This is a genomic window from Arthrobacter sp. UNC362MFTsu5.1 (assembly GCF_000685965.1).
GTDB lineage: Bacteria > Actinomycetota > Actinomycetes > Actinomycetales > Micrococcaceae > Arthrobacter.
Genome location: NZ_JMLE01000040.1, coordinates 14167 through 29389 on the forward strand (window position 1 = coordinate 14167; position 15223 = coordinate 29389).

Genomic DNA, 15223 nt, shown 5'->3' on the forward strand with positions numbered 1-15223 from the left:
AGGCCCCCGTTTTAGGCCGGACTGCTGCCGGTTGCCGCGAGCGGCAGCGGGACCCGTTCCACTACGTGCGGGGCAAGGAGGAGCTGCCTTTCCGGCGGGGCGGCGGGCGGGTTCGAAGCCGCGCCGGTCCCGTCGCCGGCCAGCTCGTGGGTCAGCACGCGGATCATGTGGCGCGCGGCCTCTTCCACAGGCTGGGCCACGCTGGAGAGGCCGAGTGCGGCCGCCACGGGAGTGTTGTCAAAGCCCACGACGGCTGGCCGCGCAGTGCCGGGCCGTAACTCCCGGAGCTTCTCCGCGGCCCCGAGGGCCAGTGAGTCGCTGGAACAAACAATGGCCGTGGCGCCCCTCGAGGCCAACAGGGCCGCACCGGATGCTCCGCCGGGAACGGTTTCTTCCGCTTCCACGCTGAGGGCGGGCACATCCCGGCCGTAGCCCGCCGCGTCCATGGCGCGCAGCCAGCCGCGGCGGCGGTCTGCGCCCACAGGATTACCCGTGTACGAGCCCAGGAAACCGATCCTGGAGTGGCCCTGCGCCAGCAGCATCCGGACGGCCTGTTCCGTTCCTGCGGCACCGTCAATGTCCACCCAGGAGTGGCTTGCCGCGGTCAGGCCGCCGGCGGCGTCCCAGGGCCGGCCAAAGACGGCGAACGGTGTGCCGCGTTCCTGCAGCCAGCGGGTCCGCACGTCGTCCGGTGTGCTGGAGGTGAGGATGAATCCGTCCAGCCCGGCGACGTCGAGCAGTTCTTCATACTGGCGGATTTCGTCGCTGTCCGAGTCCGCGCAGAACAGCGTCAGCCGGTAGCCGGCCGCCTGTGCCGCTTCCGTGAGCGCGTGCAGGAAGCGGTCCAGCACGGCGCCGTTGATTCCGTCCGTCGCGGGAAGGAGCCGCATGCCGAAGTTCATGGAACGCTGGGTGCGCAGCTGCCGGGCGGCGGCGCTGGGCCGGTAGCCGGCTGCCTCAATGGCCGCCTGGATGCGCTCCCGGGTGGCGGGCTTGACCTTGTGCGGAGCGTTCAGCACGTTGGAGATGGTCTGCCGGGATACTGCGAGTTCTCTGGCCAGGCTGGCGAGGGTGGGCCGGGCCAAATGGGGCTCCTTAGGGCGCGTACTGGACGGTTGGGAATGCAGGCAGTGGCCGGCGGGCGTCCCGGCAGGGCTGCCGAATCGCCGTCTTTTCCGTCTCACACTAACGTGTGAGACGATTTAACCGCACAAATTTGATCGATCAAATCTGTGCGCCCAGGTTCTCGCCCGGTAAAGCGGACGCCAGCCTCCGCCCCCACACCCAGCAGCACAGGAGTTGTCTTACCGTGGCCTCTGAACAGCCATACCTGCACAATCTTTCCGGCGTTTTCAGTGCCCCCATCCAGGCGTGGTCCGACGCTCATGGACAGGTCCGCCACACCGGCGCCCAGGGGATCTACTGCGGCGACGACCGCGTCCTCAACACTGCCGTCCTCACCGTGGACGGGCGCGAGCCCGAGTGGGTGTCCACGCAGTTGCGGTCCTCCAAGGAAACCGACTACATCTACTTCGTGCGTGCGGACGCCGAAGTGGCGGACCCTCTGCTCTCGCTGGTGCGCACACGCTCGGCCCGGTCCAGCCGCATCCGCCACGGTGAGGACACGGAGACCCTCACCGGCTGCTCCGGCCGCGTGGGTGAGACGCTGCGCCTGGAGTCCGCCATGCGGGAACCCGTATCGCTGACGGTCAGGCTGACCCTGGGCGCGGACAACACCACCATGGAAAACATCAAGCAGGGCGGCCGTGGCGGCGCCCCCGTGGAACCGCAGGGGACCACCTGGTCCTGGCGCGACCAGGACACCACCCTGGCGCTGACGGCGGCCAACGGAACGGTCAGCGTGGACGGCAGCACCGTAACCATCGACTGGGCCGTGGAGGTGGCTCCCGGTTTACCCGTGGAGCTGGAGTGGTCTGTTGACCTGACGGATGCGGATTCTCCGATGCTGGCGCCTGACGGTGAACCCATCGCCGCTCCGGCATCGAACGATCCCCGGCTCAGCCGCCTCCTGGAACGGTCCGTCAGCGACCTCAACAGCCTGCGGCTGGCGCACTACTCGCATCCGCATGACACGTTCCTGGCGGCGGGTGCGCCCTGGTTCTTCACTATGTTCGGCCGCGATTCCATCATCGCGGCGCGCATGCTGCTGCCTATCAACACGGCAATTGCCGGCGGAACGCTGCGTGCGCTCGCCGGCCGGCAGGGCACCGAAACAGACCACACCACGGCAGTCCAGCCGGGCAAGATCCTGCATGAAGTCCGCCGGACCGTCCTGACCATGGCGGAGAGCGGCCACGCCCTGCGCCTGCCGCCGGTGTACTACGGCACCATTGACGCCACTCCGCTGTGGATCTGCCTCCTGCACGATGCCTGGAAAGCCGGCATGCCCGACGCCGAGGTCAAGGAACTCCTGCCCAACCTCGAGGACGCGCTCGAGTGGCTCAGGGACCACGGCGACCTGGACGGGGACGGCTTCCTGGAATACCTCGACGCCTCCGGGCAGGGCCTGGTGAACCAGGGATGGAAGGACTCCGGCGACGCCATCCGCTGGCACGACGGTTCACTGGCGCGGGGGCCCATCGCACTGGCCGAGGTCCAGGCCTACGCCTACGAGGCCGCAGTGGTGGGCGCGGAGATCCTCGACGCCTTCGGACGTCCGGGCGCGCAGGAATGGCGCGACTACGCGGCCGGCATGGCCGAACGGTTCCGCGCGCAGTTCTGGTGCGAGGACGAGCTGGGGCCGTACCCCGCCCTTGCCCTGGATGCGGACAAACGCCCGGTGGACGGCGTGACCTCCAACATGGGTCACCTGCTCGGCACCGGAATCCTGAACGAGGACGAGCATCGGATTGTGGTGCGTCGCGTCATGGACCCCACCATGTTCTCCGGCTACGGCGTCCGGACGCTGTCCACCACCAACGGCGGCTACTGGCCCACCCGCTACCATGCCGGCGCGGTCTGGAGCCATGACACAGCCCTGATCATCAGCGGCATGCTGGCCGACGGTTTCCCGGATGAAGCGGCGCAGCTCGCTGCCGGGCTGCTGCAGGTGGCCGAGGCCAACGACTGGCGGCTGCCGGAGCTCTTTGGCGGCCACGGCTCGGACACCATGCGCACGCCCGTGCCGTTCCCCGCGAGCTGCCGGCCGCAGGCCTGGGCCTCGGCGAGCTCCGTGGTGATCGCCGCAGCGCTCACCCCGGCGGACCGGCCGGTGCCGCGGGAAGAACTGCAGGCGTCCGCCGCTACCTTGTGACCGGTCTCCGTCTTGTGGCCACGCGCTGTGTGAGACCGGTCGCTAGCCCGTCACCCGGTCGATCGATACGACGGCCAGGAAGCCCCGGCCCAGGATTTCGGGCGTACCGGAGTCGGAACCGACGACGGCGTCATAGCGTCCCAGCGTCTCCGGCTCGCCCGGCGAGGGGGCTGCCTCAGGTGCCTCGCCGCCGTCGGGCGTGTCCCCGCTGCCGGGTGCCTCGCCGCCGGGTCCGGCATCCGAAGCGTCAGCCCCGGCAGCCCCGGGGCTGACAGTGGCCTGTCCCTGCAGCAGGATCCCGAGTTGCCCTTCAAACACAGGGTGCGCGCGCTTCTTGGAGAGTTCGATGATGGACGTGTAGCCCTTGAACGCCCCGTTCCGGGTGATCACGTTGAGTCCGCGGATGTCCCCCGTGGGGAGCGCCCCGGTGACGTCCGCGTCACCGGGGAAGCGGAACGGCCGGTACTTCTCCAGCGGGTGTTCGCTGCCGTCCACGGTCAGCAGCAGGAGTTCGCCGTCCACCACGGTGAGTACGCGGTCCATGCCGGGAAACGCTGAGAACTGGCCGGCCTTGGACACCTCGGCGATGCTCACCCGCCAGTCCCATGCGCCGTCCTGTGAGGAGGCAGCCTTCGGATGGCTGGCCAGTTCGCGGGTGACCCCGCCCTTGTTGCGCCACGGTTCGGCCCTGAGTTCTGCATAGCGGATGATCTCCATCCGCCCAGCCTAGCGGCCGGAACGAGGGCCCGGCGTAACGTCGGTGCAGACTTGGCAGGCTTGCTAACGTCAGGGGAGGAAGAGAATCGCAGGAGGAGCAGGATGTTCGTCAAGGTGTGTGGCCTGAGTACGCCGGAGTCGGTCCAGGCAGCAGCGGGTGCCGGTGCGGACGCCGTCGGATTCGTCCTGACCAAGAGCCCGCGCGAGGTCACCCCGGCCAGGGCCCGGGAGCTCCTAGCCCACGTGCCGGCCGGTACCCCCGCGGTGGGCGTGTTCCGCCACGAGCCGGTGGCGGACGCCGTCGCCGTCGCCCGCGAGGCGGGCCTCGGGTGGATCCAGCTCCACGGGGACCGCACCCCGGAGGACGTGAAAGCAGCACACGACGCCGGCATGAAGGTGATCAGGGCCGTCACCATGGGTGCTTCCCCGGAAGCATTCGGCAGCTGGGGCGAGGAACTGCTGCTGATCGATGCGGCCGTGCCCGGCTCGGGCGAGGCCTGGGACTACTCGTCGGTGCAGGCCAAGGGTCTTGCCGGGCGGAACTGGCTGCTGGCCGGGGGACTTGACCCCGTGAACGTCGCCCGGGCCGCGAAGGAAGCCGGCGCGTGGGGAGTGGACGTCTCCTCCGGCGTCGAAAGTTCGCGGGGAGTCAAAGACCTGGCGAAGGTCCGGGCGTTCGTGCTGGCAGCAAAGGCCCCGGCCGCCTAGTCCCGGAATGATCTAGACCCGGAATGAAGAGTGCCGGCTTCTTGTTGCCGCTGTCATGAAGCGCATCGGATTTCTTTCCTTCGGCCACTGGGGCAACGTCGAGGGGTCCCGGACCCGCACCGCCCGGGACGCCCTGCTGCAGGGCATTGAGCTGGCCGTGGCCGCCGAGGAGCTGGGCATCGACGGCGCATATTTCCGGGTGCATCACTTTGCCCGGCAGCAGGCCTCCCCGTTCCCGCTGCTGGCAGCCATCGCCGCCCGCACCAGCCGGATCGAAATGGGTACCGGCGTGATCGACATGCGGTACGAAAACCCGCTGTACATGGCGGAGGAGGCGTCCGCCACGGACCTGATCAGCGGCGGCAGGCTGCAGCTGGGCGTCAGCCGCGGTTCACCCGAACCGGCACGGGACGGCGCCGCAGTGTTCGGCCACGTTCCTGCCGAGGGCGAGAGCCCCGCGGACATGGCACGCAGGCACACCGCGGTGTTCCGCCACGCCATCACCGGCGCCGGAGTGGCCGACGGGGATCCCCGCTTCGGCGGCGGACCCGGCAAATTGCCGGTCCAGCCGAACTCGCCGGACTTGGCCCGCAGGATCTGGTGGGGCGCCGGATCCCGCGCCACCGCCGTCTGGACCGCGGAACAGGGCATGAACCTGATGAGTTCCACTCTGCTGACCGAAGACACCGGCGTGCCGTTCGACGAGCTTCAGGCCGAGCAGATCAGCATGTTCCGCAGCGCCTGGGCCGGTGCCGGCCATGAGCACACGCCACGGGTATCGGTCAGCAGGAGCGTGCTGCCGATCGTTGACGAGGAGGACCGCCGGTACTTCGGGCTCAGCGCCCTTCGGGAAAAGCGGGACCAGGTGGGGATCATCGACGGGCTGGTGGCGCGATTCGGCAAAAGCTACGTGGGCGAGCCCGAGGCCATCGCGGAAGAGCTTGCGGCGGACGCCGCCGTGCAGGCTGCCGACACCGTCCTCCTCACCGTCCCGAACCAGCTGGGCGTGGACTTCAACGCCAAGCTGCTCGGCACCATTGCCCGGCACGTGGCCCCTGCCATTGGGTGGCAGCCGAAGTGGCCCGTGGCCGGGGCTGGGCGTGGGCCTGGGACTGCGGCTGCCGCTGGGCCTGCAGCGCCCGGTGCGGAGGCTAGCCGTGGCTAATGGTCTTCGCTAGCATTCAGCTGGGGACCACCCCGAAGAACCGGCGGGCCAGGCCCGCCACCCGAGTCGAAGGAGACCCGTCGTGACTCTGCCCCAAGGTATTACTCCCGGCATCTGGACCCTTGATATGTCCCACAGCGAAATCGGGTTCACCGTCCGCCATGCCGGCATCAGCAAAGTCCGCGGCCGCTTCACCGACGCTTCCGCGGAGGCGCACGTGGGCGCGTCCCTGTCGGCGTCCAGCCTGCACGCCACCGTGAAGACAGCGAGCTTCGACTCGGGCGACGCCAACCGCGACGCCCACGTCCGCGGGGCGGACTTTTTCGACGTGGAGCAGTTCCCGGAGATGACTTTCCGGGCGACGGGCATCGAAGGTGACGGAGAGGACTACACCGTCACCGGCGACCTCACCATCCGCGGCGTCACCAAGCCCGTGGAGCTCGAAGTGGAGTTCACCGGGGTGGCGGTCGATCCGTTCGGCGCCACCCGGGCAGGTTTCAGCGCAGAGGCCGAAATTAGCCGCAAGGAGTTTGGGCTGACGTGGAATGCGGTCCTCGAAGCCGGCGGCGTGCTGGTCAGCGACAAGGTCAAGATCAACGTCGACGCAGCGCTGGTCAAGCAGGCCTAGCCGCGGGCCTCAGGTCCACGGCAGGCGGAGGAGCACGGAAAACAGGCTGGTGTAGTCGTAGCTCGTGGAGCTGTTGGACATGAGCACGATTGCCCTGCCCTGCTCCGGGTAGAGGCGCATGATGTTCCAAAACCCCAGCCCGGTGCCGAAATGCTCCACGTAGGACCCGGATGGCTCCCTGGAGTACTCCTTGGAGTGCTTCCGGAACCAGCCCGCGGAGTGGTCGAACTGCCTTCCTTTGACGTGGATGTCGCGCATGGCCCGCGCCGTGGACTCCTGGAGGATGCGGTGCCCCTGTGGTTCAGCGCCGCTCGCGGGAGTTCCGGCGGCAGCGCAGGCGGCTCCTTCGGGTCGTGCTGTTTCCGGCGGAACAGCCAGCCCATCGTTGAGATGCAAGCGGGCGAAGGCTGCCGCGTCCAGCACGCTTCCTACCAGGCCGCCGTAGCCCGCGCCGTCAACCAGGAACGGGTTGAGTGAGGAATATCCGCCGTGCCTTGCCCCCAGGGTCCCTGGTGGAAGGATTGCCGCGAGTGCCGGAGTGAGCGGGCGGGGGAGGCGGACATAGCCGGTGGCCGCGGATCGACCCGGCAGGTAGGCGAAGCCGGTTGAAGCCATTCCCAGCGGAGCGAGGATCTCGCGCTGGATGTAGGTGGGAAACGGCTCACCGGAAGCCTGGCTGATGATCTGGGCCGCCAGGAGGTAGCCGACGTTCGAGTAATGACCGGTGCCTCCAACGGGGTGGCGGAACGCGCGGCGCCGGGCCATCAGTTTCCGCAGCATCTGCTCCTGGTCCGGCGCCGGTGTATCCGCCGGGTGGATCCAGGTCACGGGCAGCGGATTGCCCAGCCCCGCGGAATGGCTGAGCAGCTGCCACACGGTTGGCTGGGCCGGGCCGGGGGCGCGCAGCCAGGGCAGGTATTCGTGGACGGGCGCGTGCAGGTCCAGGAGCCCCCGGTCGGAGAGCCGCAGGGCGGCGGTGGCCGTCACCGGCTTCGTCATGGAAAACCAGGGATAAACCGTATCCGCCGTCGCGGGGGCATGGCCGTCAAGGTCCGCGAAACCTGTGCCGACTGTGTGGAGCGCCCCGTCCCGCGACACCACAGCGAGTGACATTCCCGGAACGCGGGCCTTCCGGGCTGTGTCCGCCAGCGCGGCGCGGACTGCTGTCAGATCCATTTGTTGTGCTTGAACGCGGCGTAGAGTGCCACGCCCATGGCCGCCATCAGGCCCAGCGCCATCGGGTAGCCGAAGATCCAGTCGAGCTCGGGCATGGTGCGGAAGTTCATCCCGTAGATGGTGCCCACCAGGGTGGGGGCGAACAGAATGGCGGCCCAGGAGGAGATCCGTTTGACCTGCTCGCTCTGCGCGAAGCTGGATTCGGTCAGGCGACGCATTTCGTCGTTCTGCCGCTGGGCCACCAGCGCGGCGTTGACGGTGAGCGCGTTCTGCAGCAGGGCCCGGAAGGAGGCGGTCCGTTCGCCCAGGCGGAGGACGTGGTCCAGGACGTCACGGAGGTGGTCCTGCAACTCGGGGCCGGGCCGATGCTCGGCCGTTCCGGTGAGCAGGGCCTGCAGGATTCCCGCGAGGGGGCTGGTTCCGCGCTGGAACATGATGACCTGGCGGGAGAGCTCATAAATCCGGCGCGAGACGTCCGGGTCGCCGCTGAAGAGGTCGTCCTCGATTTCGTCGATGTCGTTTTCCAGGCCGGCAGCCACCGGTTCGTATTCATCCACCACCTGGTCCAGGATGGCGTACAGCACGGCGTCCGGGCCCAGCGCCAGGAATTCGGGCTCTCCTTCCATGCGCCGGCGGACGCGGGCCAGGTCCGGTGACTCCGCGTGGCGGACGGTGACCACAAAATCCGTGCCCACAAAAACGTGGATCTCGCCGAACTCGACCTTTTCGACGTCGTCGAGATAGCGCGCCGGGCGCAACACCAGGAACAGGGTCTCGCCGTAGTGCTCAAGTTTCGCCCGCTGGTGCCCGGTCAGGGCGTCCTCCACCGCCAGGTGGCTGAGGTCGAACTCGTCGGCCACGGAACGCAGTTCCGGTGCGTCCGGCCGGTAGAGGCCGATCCAGGCCATCCCCTCACGCTGCCGCAGCAGGAAATACGTCTCCTCAAGCCCCTCCGGGTCGGTGGTCCGGCGGCCATTTACGTAGACGGCGTTATCAATAATGGTCACGCTGCGCCTCCTTCTGCGGACCGCCCCTTGGCTGTGACGTTAGCCCTTCGCCGGGACGCTGCCAACAGTATGCGCCCGCGCCGCTGCGTAGCCGGGAAAGGGCGGCGTAAGGATTTCGTAAAGACCGGGTTCTGCCGGAATCACGCGGTGCTACGCTCCGTGATGCGTCGGACTACGGCCACGGTTGTGGTCGCGGTGCCTGACGCCCTTCGTAAGCCCTTCGCCTGCCCGCCCATGAGAGGACGTCCAATGGCGGTACCGCTGAGGGGGCCGGCAAAGGTGCCCGCGGACCTCCGGCCCCGGGACGGCCGCATCAGGCGCCTGCTCCTGCATCCGGTCAGGTCGGTGCCGGTGGCGTTCCTCGCCGTCATAATGGTCGGGGCCGGGCTGCTCCTGCTTCCCGCCTCGCATTACCCCACCGACTCCGACGTCGGGATGCCGGCCCTGTTCACTTCGGTCTCGGCCGTCTGCGTGACCGGCCTGATCACCGTGGACACCGCGACGTTCTGGACACCCTTCGGCCAGGCCGTGATCCTCGGGCTGATCCAGGTGGGCGGCTTCGGCATCATGACGCTGGCAACGCTGCTCGCGCTGCTGGTGCGCAAGAACCTCGGCCTCCGCGGGCAGCTTGTGGCGCAGTCCGAAACCCACACGCTGAATTTTGGTGATGTGCGCTCCGTGCTGGTGCGGGTGGCTAAGATCATGGCCACGCTGGAGGGCTGCACGGCAGCGGTCCTGACGCTCCGGTTCTGGATCGGGTACGACGCCAACCCGGCCACGGCACTCTGGCACGGCATCTTCCATGCTGTATCGGCCTTCAACAACGCCGGGTTCTCCCTCTACAGCGACAACCTCATCGGGCTGGCCGAAGATCCCTGGATCATCGTTCCCCTCTGCGCAGCCGTGGTGGCCGGCGGGCTGGGGTTTCCCGTGATCATCGCCCTGATGCGGGACGGGTTCCGGATCAGGGAATGGACAGTTCACGTCCGGTTGACGGTCTACGGCACGCTGCTGCTTCTGGCGGCAGGCTTCGTGTTTTTCGCGGCCTTCGAATGGAACAGGCCCGAAACCCTGGGGCCGCTCTCCACAGGCGGGAAGTTCCTCGGCGCGCTGGCCGGCAGTGTGTTTCCCCGGACCGCCGGTTTCAACAGCATCGACTACGGGGCAGCCACACCGGAGACTCTGATGGTCACCAACATCCTGATGTTCATCGGCGGCGGCAGTGCGGGGACGGCGGGCGGCATCAAGATCACCACCTTCCTCATCCTGGGATTCGCCATCTGGAACGAGGTCCGCGGACGCGAGCAGGTCACCATCGCCCACCGCTCCATCAGCTCCTCGGCGCAGCGCCAGGCGCTCTCCGTTGCCTTGCTTGGCGTCGCCGCCGTCATTGCGGGAACGCTGCTGCTGCTGATGTTCACCGATTACAGCCTCGAGAAGGTGCTCTTCGAATCCATCTCCGCCTTCGCCACGGTGGGGGTGAGCACCGGCATCACCTATCACATGCCGGCCAGCGCGCAGTGGGTGCTGATGGCACTCATGTTCGTGGGCCGCATCGGCACCATCACGGTGGCTTCTGCCCTGGCCCTGTCCGCGCATCCGCGGCTCTACCATTTGCCGGAGGAGCGGCCGATCATCGGCTGATGCGGCGGGCCGGGAATTCAGGGCCGGGTCAGGGCAATCCCGGACACCCGATCGGGCGCGCGCGGGGGAGAATGGCCCTATGAAGACATTGCTCAACATCATTTGGCTGGTATGCGGCGGACTCTGGCTGGCGCTGGGGTACTTCTTCGCGGGCATCATCTGCTGCCTGCTCATCGTGACCATTCCGTGGGGCATCGCGTCCTTCCGGATTGCCTCCTACACGCTGTGGCCCTTCGGCCGGATGGTGGTGGACAAGCCGGGCGGCAACGGCGTGTTCTCGCTCCTGGGCAATGTGATCTGGCTGGTGGTCGCCGGCATCTGGATCGCGATCGGGCATGTGGTGACGGCGTTTGCCATGGCCATCACCATCATCGGAATTCCGCTGGCCATCGCGAACCTGAAGCTCATTCCCGTCTCGCTGATGCCCCTCGGCAAGCAGATTGTGCCCACCGACCGGCCGTTCGTCACCAGCTACCGCTAAGGCCGGCGGCCGCCTAGGACGCGGTCAGGCGCGGCGGAACGCGCCGTCGTCGAGAAGTGCGACGGCGGTGCTCCCGTTGAGTTCCGCAGCGATCGCCACGTCCTCCTGATAACCGCCGAAAACGAGCTCCCGCCCGCTGGAGCATTCCAGCAGCGCGTCGCCCAGCACGGGTTCCGCAGCGGTGAACGCGTCCATGGCCCACCGGGCTTCGGGCGAGAATCCGGCGCGGCGGTGCCCGGGGAGTGCCGCCAGGAAAGCACCCGCACCCAACTGGTCCTCGAGCGCGGGGCGGAGTCCGCCGTCGGGCCATTTTTCACCCGCGGCGATAACAGCGATCACCGCGGCCGGCGGCAGGTTCCGGGCGGCCCAGTCGGCGGTGGCGCGGGCATTCCGGAGGCACACTGCGGCGACGCGCGGCACCGCGCCTGCCAGGGAGTGGGCAAGCGCCGATCCGTTGGGCGAGGGCAGCACCACCCGGTCCAGCGTTGACGCGGTGCGCAGGCTGGCAGGGGAGAGGCTTACCCCGTTGCCGCCGCGCCGGCCGGCGAGCACCGCTTGCTGTCCGGCCGCGAAGCCTGCCGCCGTGCCGTCCTTCCAGCGGTAGGGAAACACTTCAGCGCCGCGCTCCACGGCGACGCTCACGCACGTGGTGAAACACAGGACATCCACCACCACGGCAAGTTCGGCTCCGGGCGCCACGGCCATGGCGCCGTCGAGCCCCCACTCGAAGCGGACCGTAAACGGCAGCTGCCGGTGTGCGGCCTGGACCTCGCTCACGCGGGACCGGCTTCGGGGTTGAGCTCGCCGTTGAGGTTGCGCCGCGCGGAGTCCAGCCAGAGCTCACGGCCGCGGTCCGTGTTGAACAGCGGGTCCAGCTCCAGCAAATGACGCACGACGGCGGCGCGTCCGGCGGCGAAGTCGGCGTCGCCGATGTGCGCGAAGTCTTCCCGGACGGCGCTGAGGTAGCGGCCGTAGGCCCTTGGTTCGCCGCCGAGAACCGACAGGTCCGCGTCGCAGAGGAGGGCGCCGTCGTCGTCCCCTGTCTCGGGACGGTGGTCGGCAGTGAGCCGGACCAGCCGGCCTACTTCATAGGATTCGTCCTCGGACAGCCCGGCGTGCAGGAGCCTGTCCTCTGCCAGCCTCGCCGATTCCTCCTCGTCCTGGCCAGCGATCCCGCGGTAGACGGCGTCGTGGAACCAAGCGGCGAGGACCACGGTGCGCGGAGGGTCTGCCGGCTCGGTGAGCAGGTCCAGGGCTTCGAGAACCGCCAGGAGGTGGGTGCGGCCGTGGTACTTCCGGTGCTCCTCGCCCCAGCGGTCCAGGAGGTCGAGGAAGAGGGCGTCGTGGCCCGCCAGCACGGCGTTCCAGCGGTTCAAGAGGGGCAGCTTGAGGGCTTTGCCGCGCTCGCGGGCGGGAATGCGGAGCCCGCACGCGATCAGCTTGCGGACCAGGACCCGCGCCTCCACGGGGATGGCGCCAGCCTCCACGAGTGCCCCGTACCGGGCCTCGGAGACGTCGTAATGGTCGCCGTCGAACGCGCGTTCCGGAATGCCGGCGGCCTCGGCGAAACGGTGCAGTTCGTCGAGGGACGTGTCCGAGATCAGGTGCGAAAAGTGGGTTCCGTGGGCTGGCCAGAGCGGCGGATCCAGGTAAACGGCCATGGGGGAAATTCTAGTGCCGCGGGCCGACGCCTACTTCAGTGCGGCGAGATTGTCCTTTTCCAGGATTAGGTCCTTCGAGTCGGGCACACGGCGGTTCCGGCTGTGCCTTTGTTCTATGGAGCGTCCCCAGGCTGTTCCGATCAGGATGAGGCCGATGCCGGCGAGTCCCGTGATGCCGATGGCGTCGTGCGCGAAGGTAATGCCGATGATGGCGGCCCAGACGGGTTCGGTGCCGAGGAGAAGGCTGACCCGGGATGGGGACGTGCGCCTGACCGCCCAAAGCTGGACGAAGAAAGCAAACACAGTGCAGACCAAGACCAGGTAGAGGAATAAAGTTCCTTGCCCGGGATCCAACCGGGCGAGGTATTGGGGAATGGATTCTCCGTAGGCCGCGGTTCCGGCAGTGAAGAGTAGGGCGCACGTTCCAAGCTGGACGGTTGTCAGGTGCAAGGAGTCCAGAGCCTGTCCGCTCGTGAGCTTGTGCATGGTGACGACGTGGATGGCGCGGACGGCGGCAGCGCCCAGCACGAGCAGGTCCCCGGGCCCTGGCGGGTCAAATGAGCCGTTTCCGGCCAGCAGGATCACGCCGGCGATGGCAAGCACGGCTGCGACGAAGAACTGTGCTGGCAGCCGGCGGCGGCACACGATGGACTCCACGAGCGGGGTGAGAACTATCGTCAGGCTGATGATGAGCCCCGCGTTGGTCGCAGAAGTGTGGGCGATCCCGAACGTTTCGAGCGCGAAGACTGCCCCGAGCAGGATCCCGATGGGAATGCCGACGGCTAGCTCGGCAGACGTGATGCGCTTGCGTCGCACTCCAATAATTGCTGCCATCAGCGCGGCGGCGAGCAACATCCGCACGGCCAGCAGGGCGATCACGGTCTCAACAGCCACGAGTTCCTTGGCAACGAGATACGTCGATCCCCAGGACATGGCTACCAGGAGCAGCAGTAAGTCGACGCGGAAGCGCATTAGCAGAGGAGGCATCTGTTCATCGTGCCCCGCCAGAACAGTTAGTACTAGATGTTGATTTTGTCTGTAATGCATTAGTTTGGGCTAATGGAACTGGGTCAGCTTCGCGCTCTGAGGGAGTTAGGGGACCGTGGCAGTATCGCCGCTGCGGCAGCAGCCCTTCACGTCACCCCTTCGTCAGTGTCACAGCAGCTCAGCGCCCTACAACGCCGCTTCCCGGCACCGTTGACGTACAAGGACGGGAGGCGGACGGCCCTGACAGACGCAGGGCAGGCGTTGGCTGCCGCGGCGGTAGACGTGGAGATCGCATTTGAACGTGCAGAGCACGCAGTCGCGACGTTTCAAAGTGAACCGCAGGGAGCCGTGTCCGTCGTCGCTTTTCACAGTGCGGCGCTGGCCTTCTTTGGCCCGCTCCTGGACACCCTTAGTTCGCCGGGCCAGCCCCGAATCATCTTGGGCGACTTCGATGTGGCCCAGGAAGAATTTGCCGGCCTCACGCAGGAACACGACCTGGTGATAGCCCACAGGCTCGCAGGAAGCCCTGCGTGGCCCGCATCAGTACGTTTTGAACACCTGTTGTTCGAACCTTTGGACCTCGTTCTTCGCAAGGACCACAGGCTGGCGGACCACGAAGTGATCGGCCCGGATGACCTCCGTGCAGCGTCATGGGTGGCCGTCCACCAGGGCTTCCCGCTCGAGAGCGCCATCCACCAGATCGCGGCAATCGGAGGAGCAGAAGCGGATATTCGCCACCGCATCAACGATTTCTCCGTCGCCGCAGCCGTGGTGGCCGCCAGTGACTGCATCGCACTGATGCCCCGGTACACCACCGACATCAGCCGATACCCGGAACTAGTTCTCCGGCCGCTGTCCCATGCCGCGCCCGTCCGGCATATCGATTGTCTGGCCCGTCCCGAAACCCTCGAAAGGGCGAACGTCAAGGCTGTACTGGCGCAGCTGAAAACGGTCATCAATGGCCTGTCCCGGCGCCATCCTGCGTAAGGGGCTGAACTGTCCCCATACAAAGTTCACGATCGAGAACCGGTTCGATCAATAATGTCGGACCCCCGCGGCAGAGTTATCCCATGGAGGTCTTGGGGGAACTCGCAGTAGCAGGAGGGGCGCTGCGGTGGGTCAAATTGCCTGCTGCCGCCGTTTCTGCTGCCGTCGTTCACCCCATTTCGGGCCGCGGTCTGCGGAGTGCGCCGGGCGCACCACGGCGCCCGGAGGCGCTAGCGTCCGACGTCGGCAGCATCGGTGACTTGGCCCGGAGCCTTGAGCTGTTCAAGCGTGCCGGTTCGACGGCGGTCGAGGACGCCAGGGTGATGGGCTTCCGGGAAGCGGCTGACTTTGCCGCCGGGCTCGAGGAGTTCTCCCGGAATATGGAATACATGCAGGTCGTTGCGGCCGGGGCCGTGGACCGGGCCCGGAGCGAGGCCAGTGCTGCCGCGCGGGCTGGCTCGGGGTCCGGGGTTGGTTGGACCACCGGGTGGGGCGAAGCGACCGCCGTGCACGATCCCATCGGCTGGGCCACCAGCGAAGCGGACACCAGCCAAACCGGCACCAGCCAAGGTGCCAAAACGGCAGCGAGTACCGAGGCTCTGGTCCCCGGCGAGCCGGACCCGGCGGATGACGGCTGCCGGAATACCACCGAGTTCCTCCGTTTGAGGCTCCGGATCGGTGCCGGCGAAGCCAGCCGCCGGCTCGCGCTGGCCGGGGCGGTACTGCCGCGGACCGGGATCACCGGGCACACCCAACCACCGGAACGGCCGGAACTCGCCGCCGCCGTC

At 67.6% G+C, this 15223-nt stretch carries 14 protein-coding genes and 1 pseudogene; 8 read left to right on the plus strand and 7 right to left on the minus strand.

What is annotated here, in order from left to right; genetic code table 11:
- Positions 1-11 precede the first annotated feature (11 nt).
- Positions 12-1085 (minus strand): LacI family DNA-binding transcriptional regulator, encoded by a 1074-nt coding sequence (locus tag BS38_RS26105; RefSeq protein WP_043439731.1) that lies wholly within the window; start codon positions 1083-1085, stop codon positions 12-14.
- A gap of 224 nt (positions 1086-1309) precedes the next feature.
- Between BS38_RS26105 and BS38_RS26110 the strand changes: the two genes are divergently transcribed.
- Complete coding sequence (locus BS38_RS26110) at positions 1310-3274, plus strand: glycogen debranching N-terminal domain-containing protein (RefSeq protein ID WP_043439733.1); 1965 nt, start codon at positions 1310-1312, stop codon at positions 3272-3274.
- A gap of 42 nt (positions 3275-3316) precedes the next feature.
- Here BS38_RS26110 and BS38_RS0122500 read toward each other — a convergent pair whose 3' ends face one another.
- The gene (locus BS38_RS0122500; protein ID WP_028272798.1) at positions 3317-3991 is read right to left on the minus strand and encodes a HutD/Ves family protein; all 675 of its coding nucleotides are present in this window, start codon (positions 3989-3991) and stop codon (positions 3317-3319) included.
- A 102-nt stretch (positions 3992-4093) separates the two neighbouring features.
- On the opposite strand from BS38_RS0122500, the gene BS38_RS0122505 reads away from it, so the two are divergent.
- The 3 genes from BS38_RS0122505 (at position 4094) to BS38_RS0122515 (ending at position 6492) form a co-directional block, all read left to right on the plus strand.
- Complete coding sequence (locus tag BS38_RS0122505) at positions 4094-4699, plus strand: phosphoribosylanthranilate isomerase (protein WP_028272799.1); 606 nt, start codon at positions 4094-4096, stop codon at positions 4697-4699.
- A gap of 55 nt (positions 4700-4754) precedes the next feature.
- Positions 4755-5864: an LLM class flavin-dependent oxidoreductase gene (locus BS38_RS26115; protein ID WP_043439736.1), complete on the plus strand. Its 1110-nt coding sequence runs from the start codon at positions 4755-4757 to the stop codon at positions 5862-5864.
- Positions 5865-5946: 82 nt separating this feature from the next.
- Entirely contained in the window at positions 5947-6492 is a 546-nt protein-coding gene (locus tag BS38_RS0122515; RefSeq protein WP_028272800.1) for a YceI family protein, read from the plus strand.
- A 9-nt stretch (positions 6493-6501) separates the two neighbouring features.
- Here the strand turns inward: BS38_RS0122515 and BS38_RS0122520 are convergent, their stop codons facing one another.
- Positions 6502-7668 (minus strand): serine hydrolase domain-containing protein, encoded by a 1167-nt coding sequence (locus tag BS38_RS0122520; protein ID WP_028272801.1) that lies wholly within the window; start codon positions 7666-7668, stop codon positions 6502-6504.
- Positions 7659-8675 (minus strand): magnesium and cobalt transport protein CorA, encoded by a 1017-nt coding sequence (locus tag BS38_RS0122525; protein WP_028272802.1) that lies wholly within the window; start codon positions 8673-8675, stop codon positions 7659-7661. The genes BS38_RS0122520 and BS38_RS0122525 overlap by 10 nt, the downstream gene beginning before the upstream one ends.
- Before the next feature lie 249 nt (positions 8676-8924).
- Here BS38_RS0122525 and BS38_RS0122530 point away from each other — a divergent pair, with 249 nt between their 5' ends.
- Complete coding sequence (locus tag BS38_RS0122530) at positions 8925-10319, plus strand: TrkH family potassium uptake protein (RefSeq protein WP_051629106.1); 1395 nt, start codon at positions 8925-8927, stop codon at positions 10317-10319.
- Positions 10320-10398: 79 nt separating this feature from the next.
- Complete coding sequence (locus tag BS38_RS0122535; RefSeq protein WP_028272804.1) at positions 10399-10800, plus strand: YccF domain-containing protein; 402 nt, start codon at positions 10399-10401, stop codon at positions 10798-10800.
- 24 nt (positions 10801-10824) lie between these two features.
- Here the strand turns inward: BS38_RS0122535 and BS38_RS0122540 are convergent, their stop codons facing one another.
- Genes BS38_RS0122540 through BS38_RS26120 form a run of 3 tightly spaced genes read right to left on the minus strand, consistent with a single transcriptional unit; the run spans position 10825 to position 13448 of the window.
- Entirely contained in the window at positions 10825-11577 is a 753-nt protein-coding gene (locus BS38_RS0122540; protein ID WP_028272805.1) for a 2-phosphosulfolactate phosphatase, read from the minus strand.
- A complete protein-coding gene (locus BS38_RS0122545) occupies positions 11574-12461 on the minus strand; it encodes a DUF4031 domain-containing protein (RefSeq protein ID WP_028272806.1) in 888 nt (295 codons plus the stop codon). Before BS38_RS0122545 ends, BS38_RS0122540 begins: the two co-directional genes overlap by 4 nt.
- 30 nt (positions 12462-12491) lie before the next feature.
- On the minus strand, positions 12492-13448 hold the full coding sequence (locus BS38_RS26120) for a DMT family transporter (RefSeq protein WP_081819022.1): 957 nt from the start codon (positions 13446-13448) through the stop codon (positions 12492-12494).
- Positions 13449-13520: 72 nt separating this feature from the next.
- Between BS38_RS26120 and BS38_RS0122555 the strand changes: the two genes are divergently transcribed.
- Together BS38_RS0122555 and BS38_RS0122560 are read left to right on the plus strand one after the other, a co-directional pair.
- On the plus strand, positions 13521-14435 hold the full coding sequence (locus BS38_RS0122555) for a LysR family transcriptional regulator (protein ID WP_028272807.1): 915 nt from the start codon (positions 13521-13523) through the stop codon (positions 14433-14435).
- Positions 14436-14518: 83 nt separating this feature from the next.
- A pseudogene (locus BS38_RS0122560) lies at positions 14519-15223 on the plus strand (HNH endonuclease signature motif containing protein); the annotation flags it as partial.

Excerpts from the sequence above, each read along its gene's own strand:
- BS38_RS0122500 (WP_028272798.1), bottom strand. The coding sequence starts at position 3,991 with ATGGAGATCATCCGCTATGCAGAACTCAGGGCCGAACCGTGGCGCAAC.
- BS38_RS0122505 (WP_028272799.1), top strand. The coding sequence starts at position 4,094 with ATGTTCGTCAAGGTGTGTGGCCTGAGTACGCCGGAGTCGGTCCAGGCA.
- BS38_RS26115 (WP_043439736.1), top strand. The coding sequence starts at position 4,755 with ATGAAGCGCATCGGATTTCTTTCCTTCGGCCACTGGGGCAACGTCGAG.
- BS38_RS0122520 (WP_028272801.1), bottom strand. The coding sequence starts at position 7,668 with ATGGATCTGACAGCAGTCCGCGCCGCGCTGGCGGACACAGCCCGGAAG.
- BS38_RS0122530 (WP_051629106.1), top strand. The coding sequence starts at position 8,925 with ATGGCGGTACCGCTGAGGGGGCCGGCAAAGGTGCCCGCGGACCTCCGG.
- BS38_RS0122535 (WP_028272804.1), top strand. The coding sequence starts at position 10,399 with ATGAAGACATTGCTCAACATCATTTGGCTGGTATGCGGCGGACTCTGG.
- BS38_RS0122545 (WP_028272806.1), bottom strand. The coding sequence starts at position 12,461 with ATGGCCGTTTACCTGGATCCGCCGCTCTGGCCAGCCCACGGAACCCAC.
- BS38_RS26120 (WP_081819022.1), bottom strand. The coding sequence starts at position 13,448 with ATGCCTCCTCTGCTAATGCGCTTCCGCGTCGACTTACTGCTGCTCCTG.
- BS38_RS0122555 (WP_028272807.1), top strand. The coding sequence starts at position 13,521 with ATGGAACTGGGTCAGCTTCGCGCTCTGAGGGAGTTAGGGGACCGTGGC.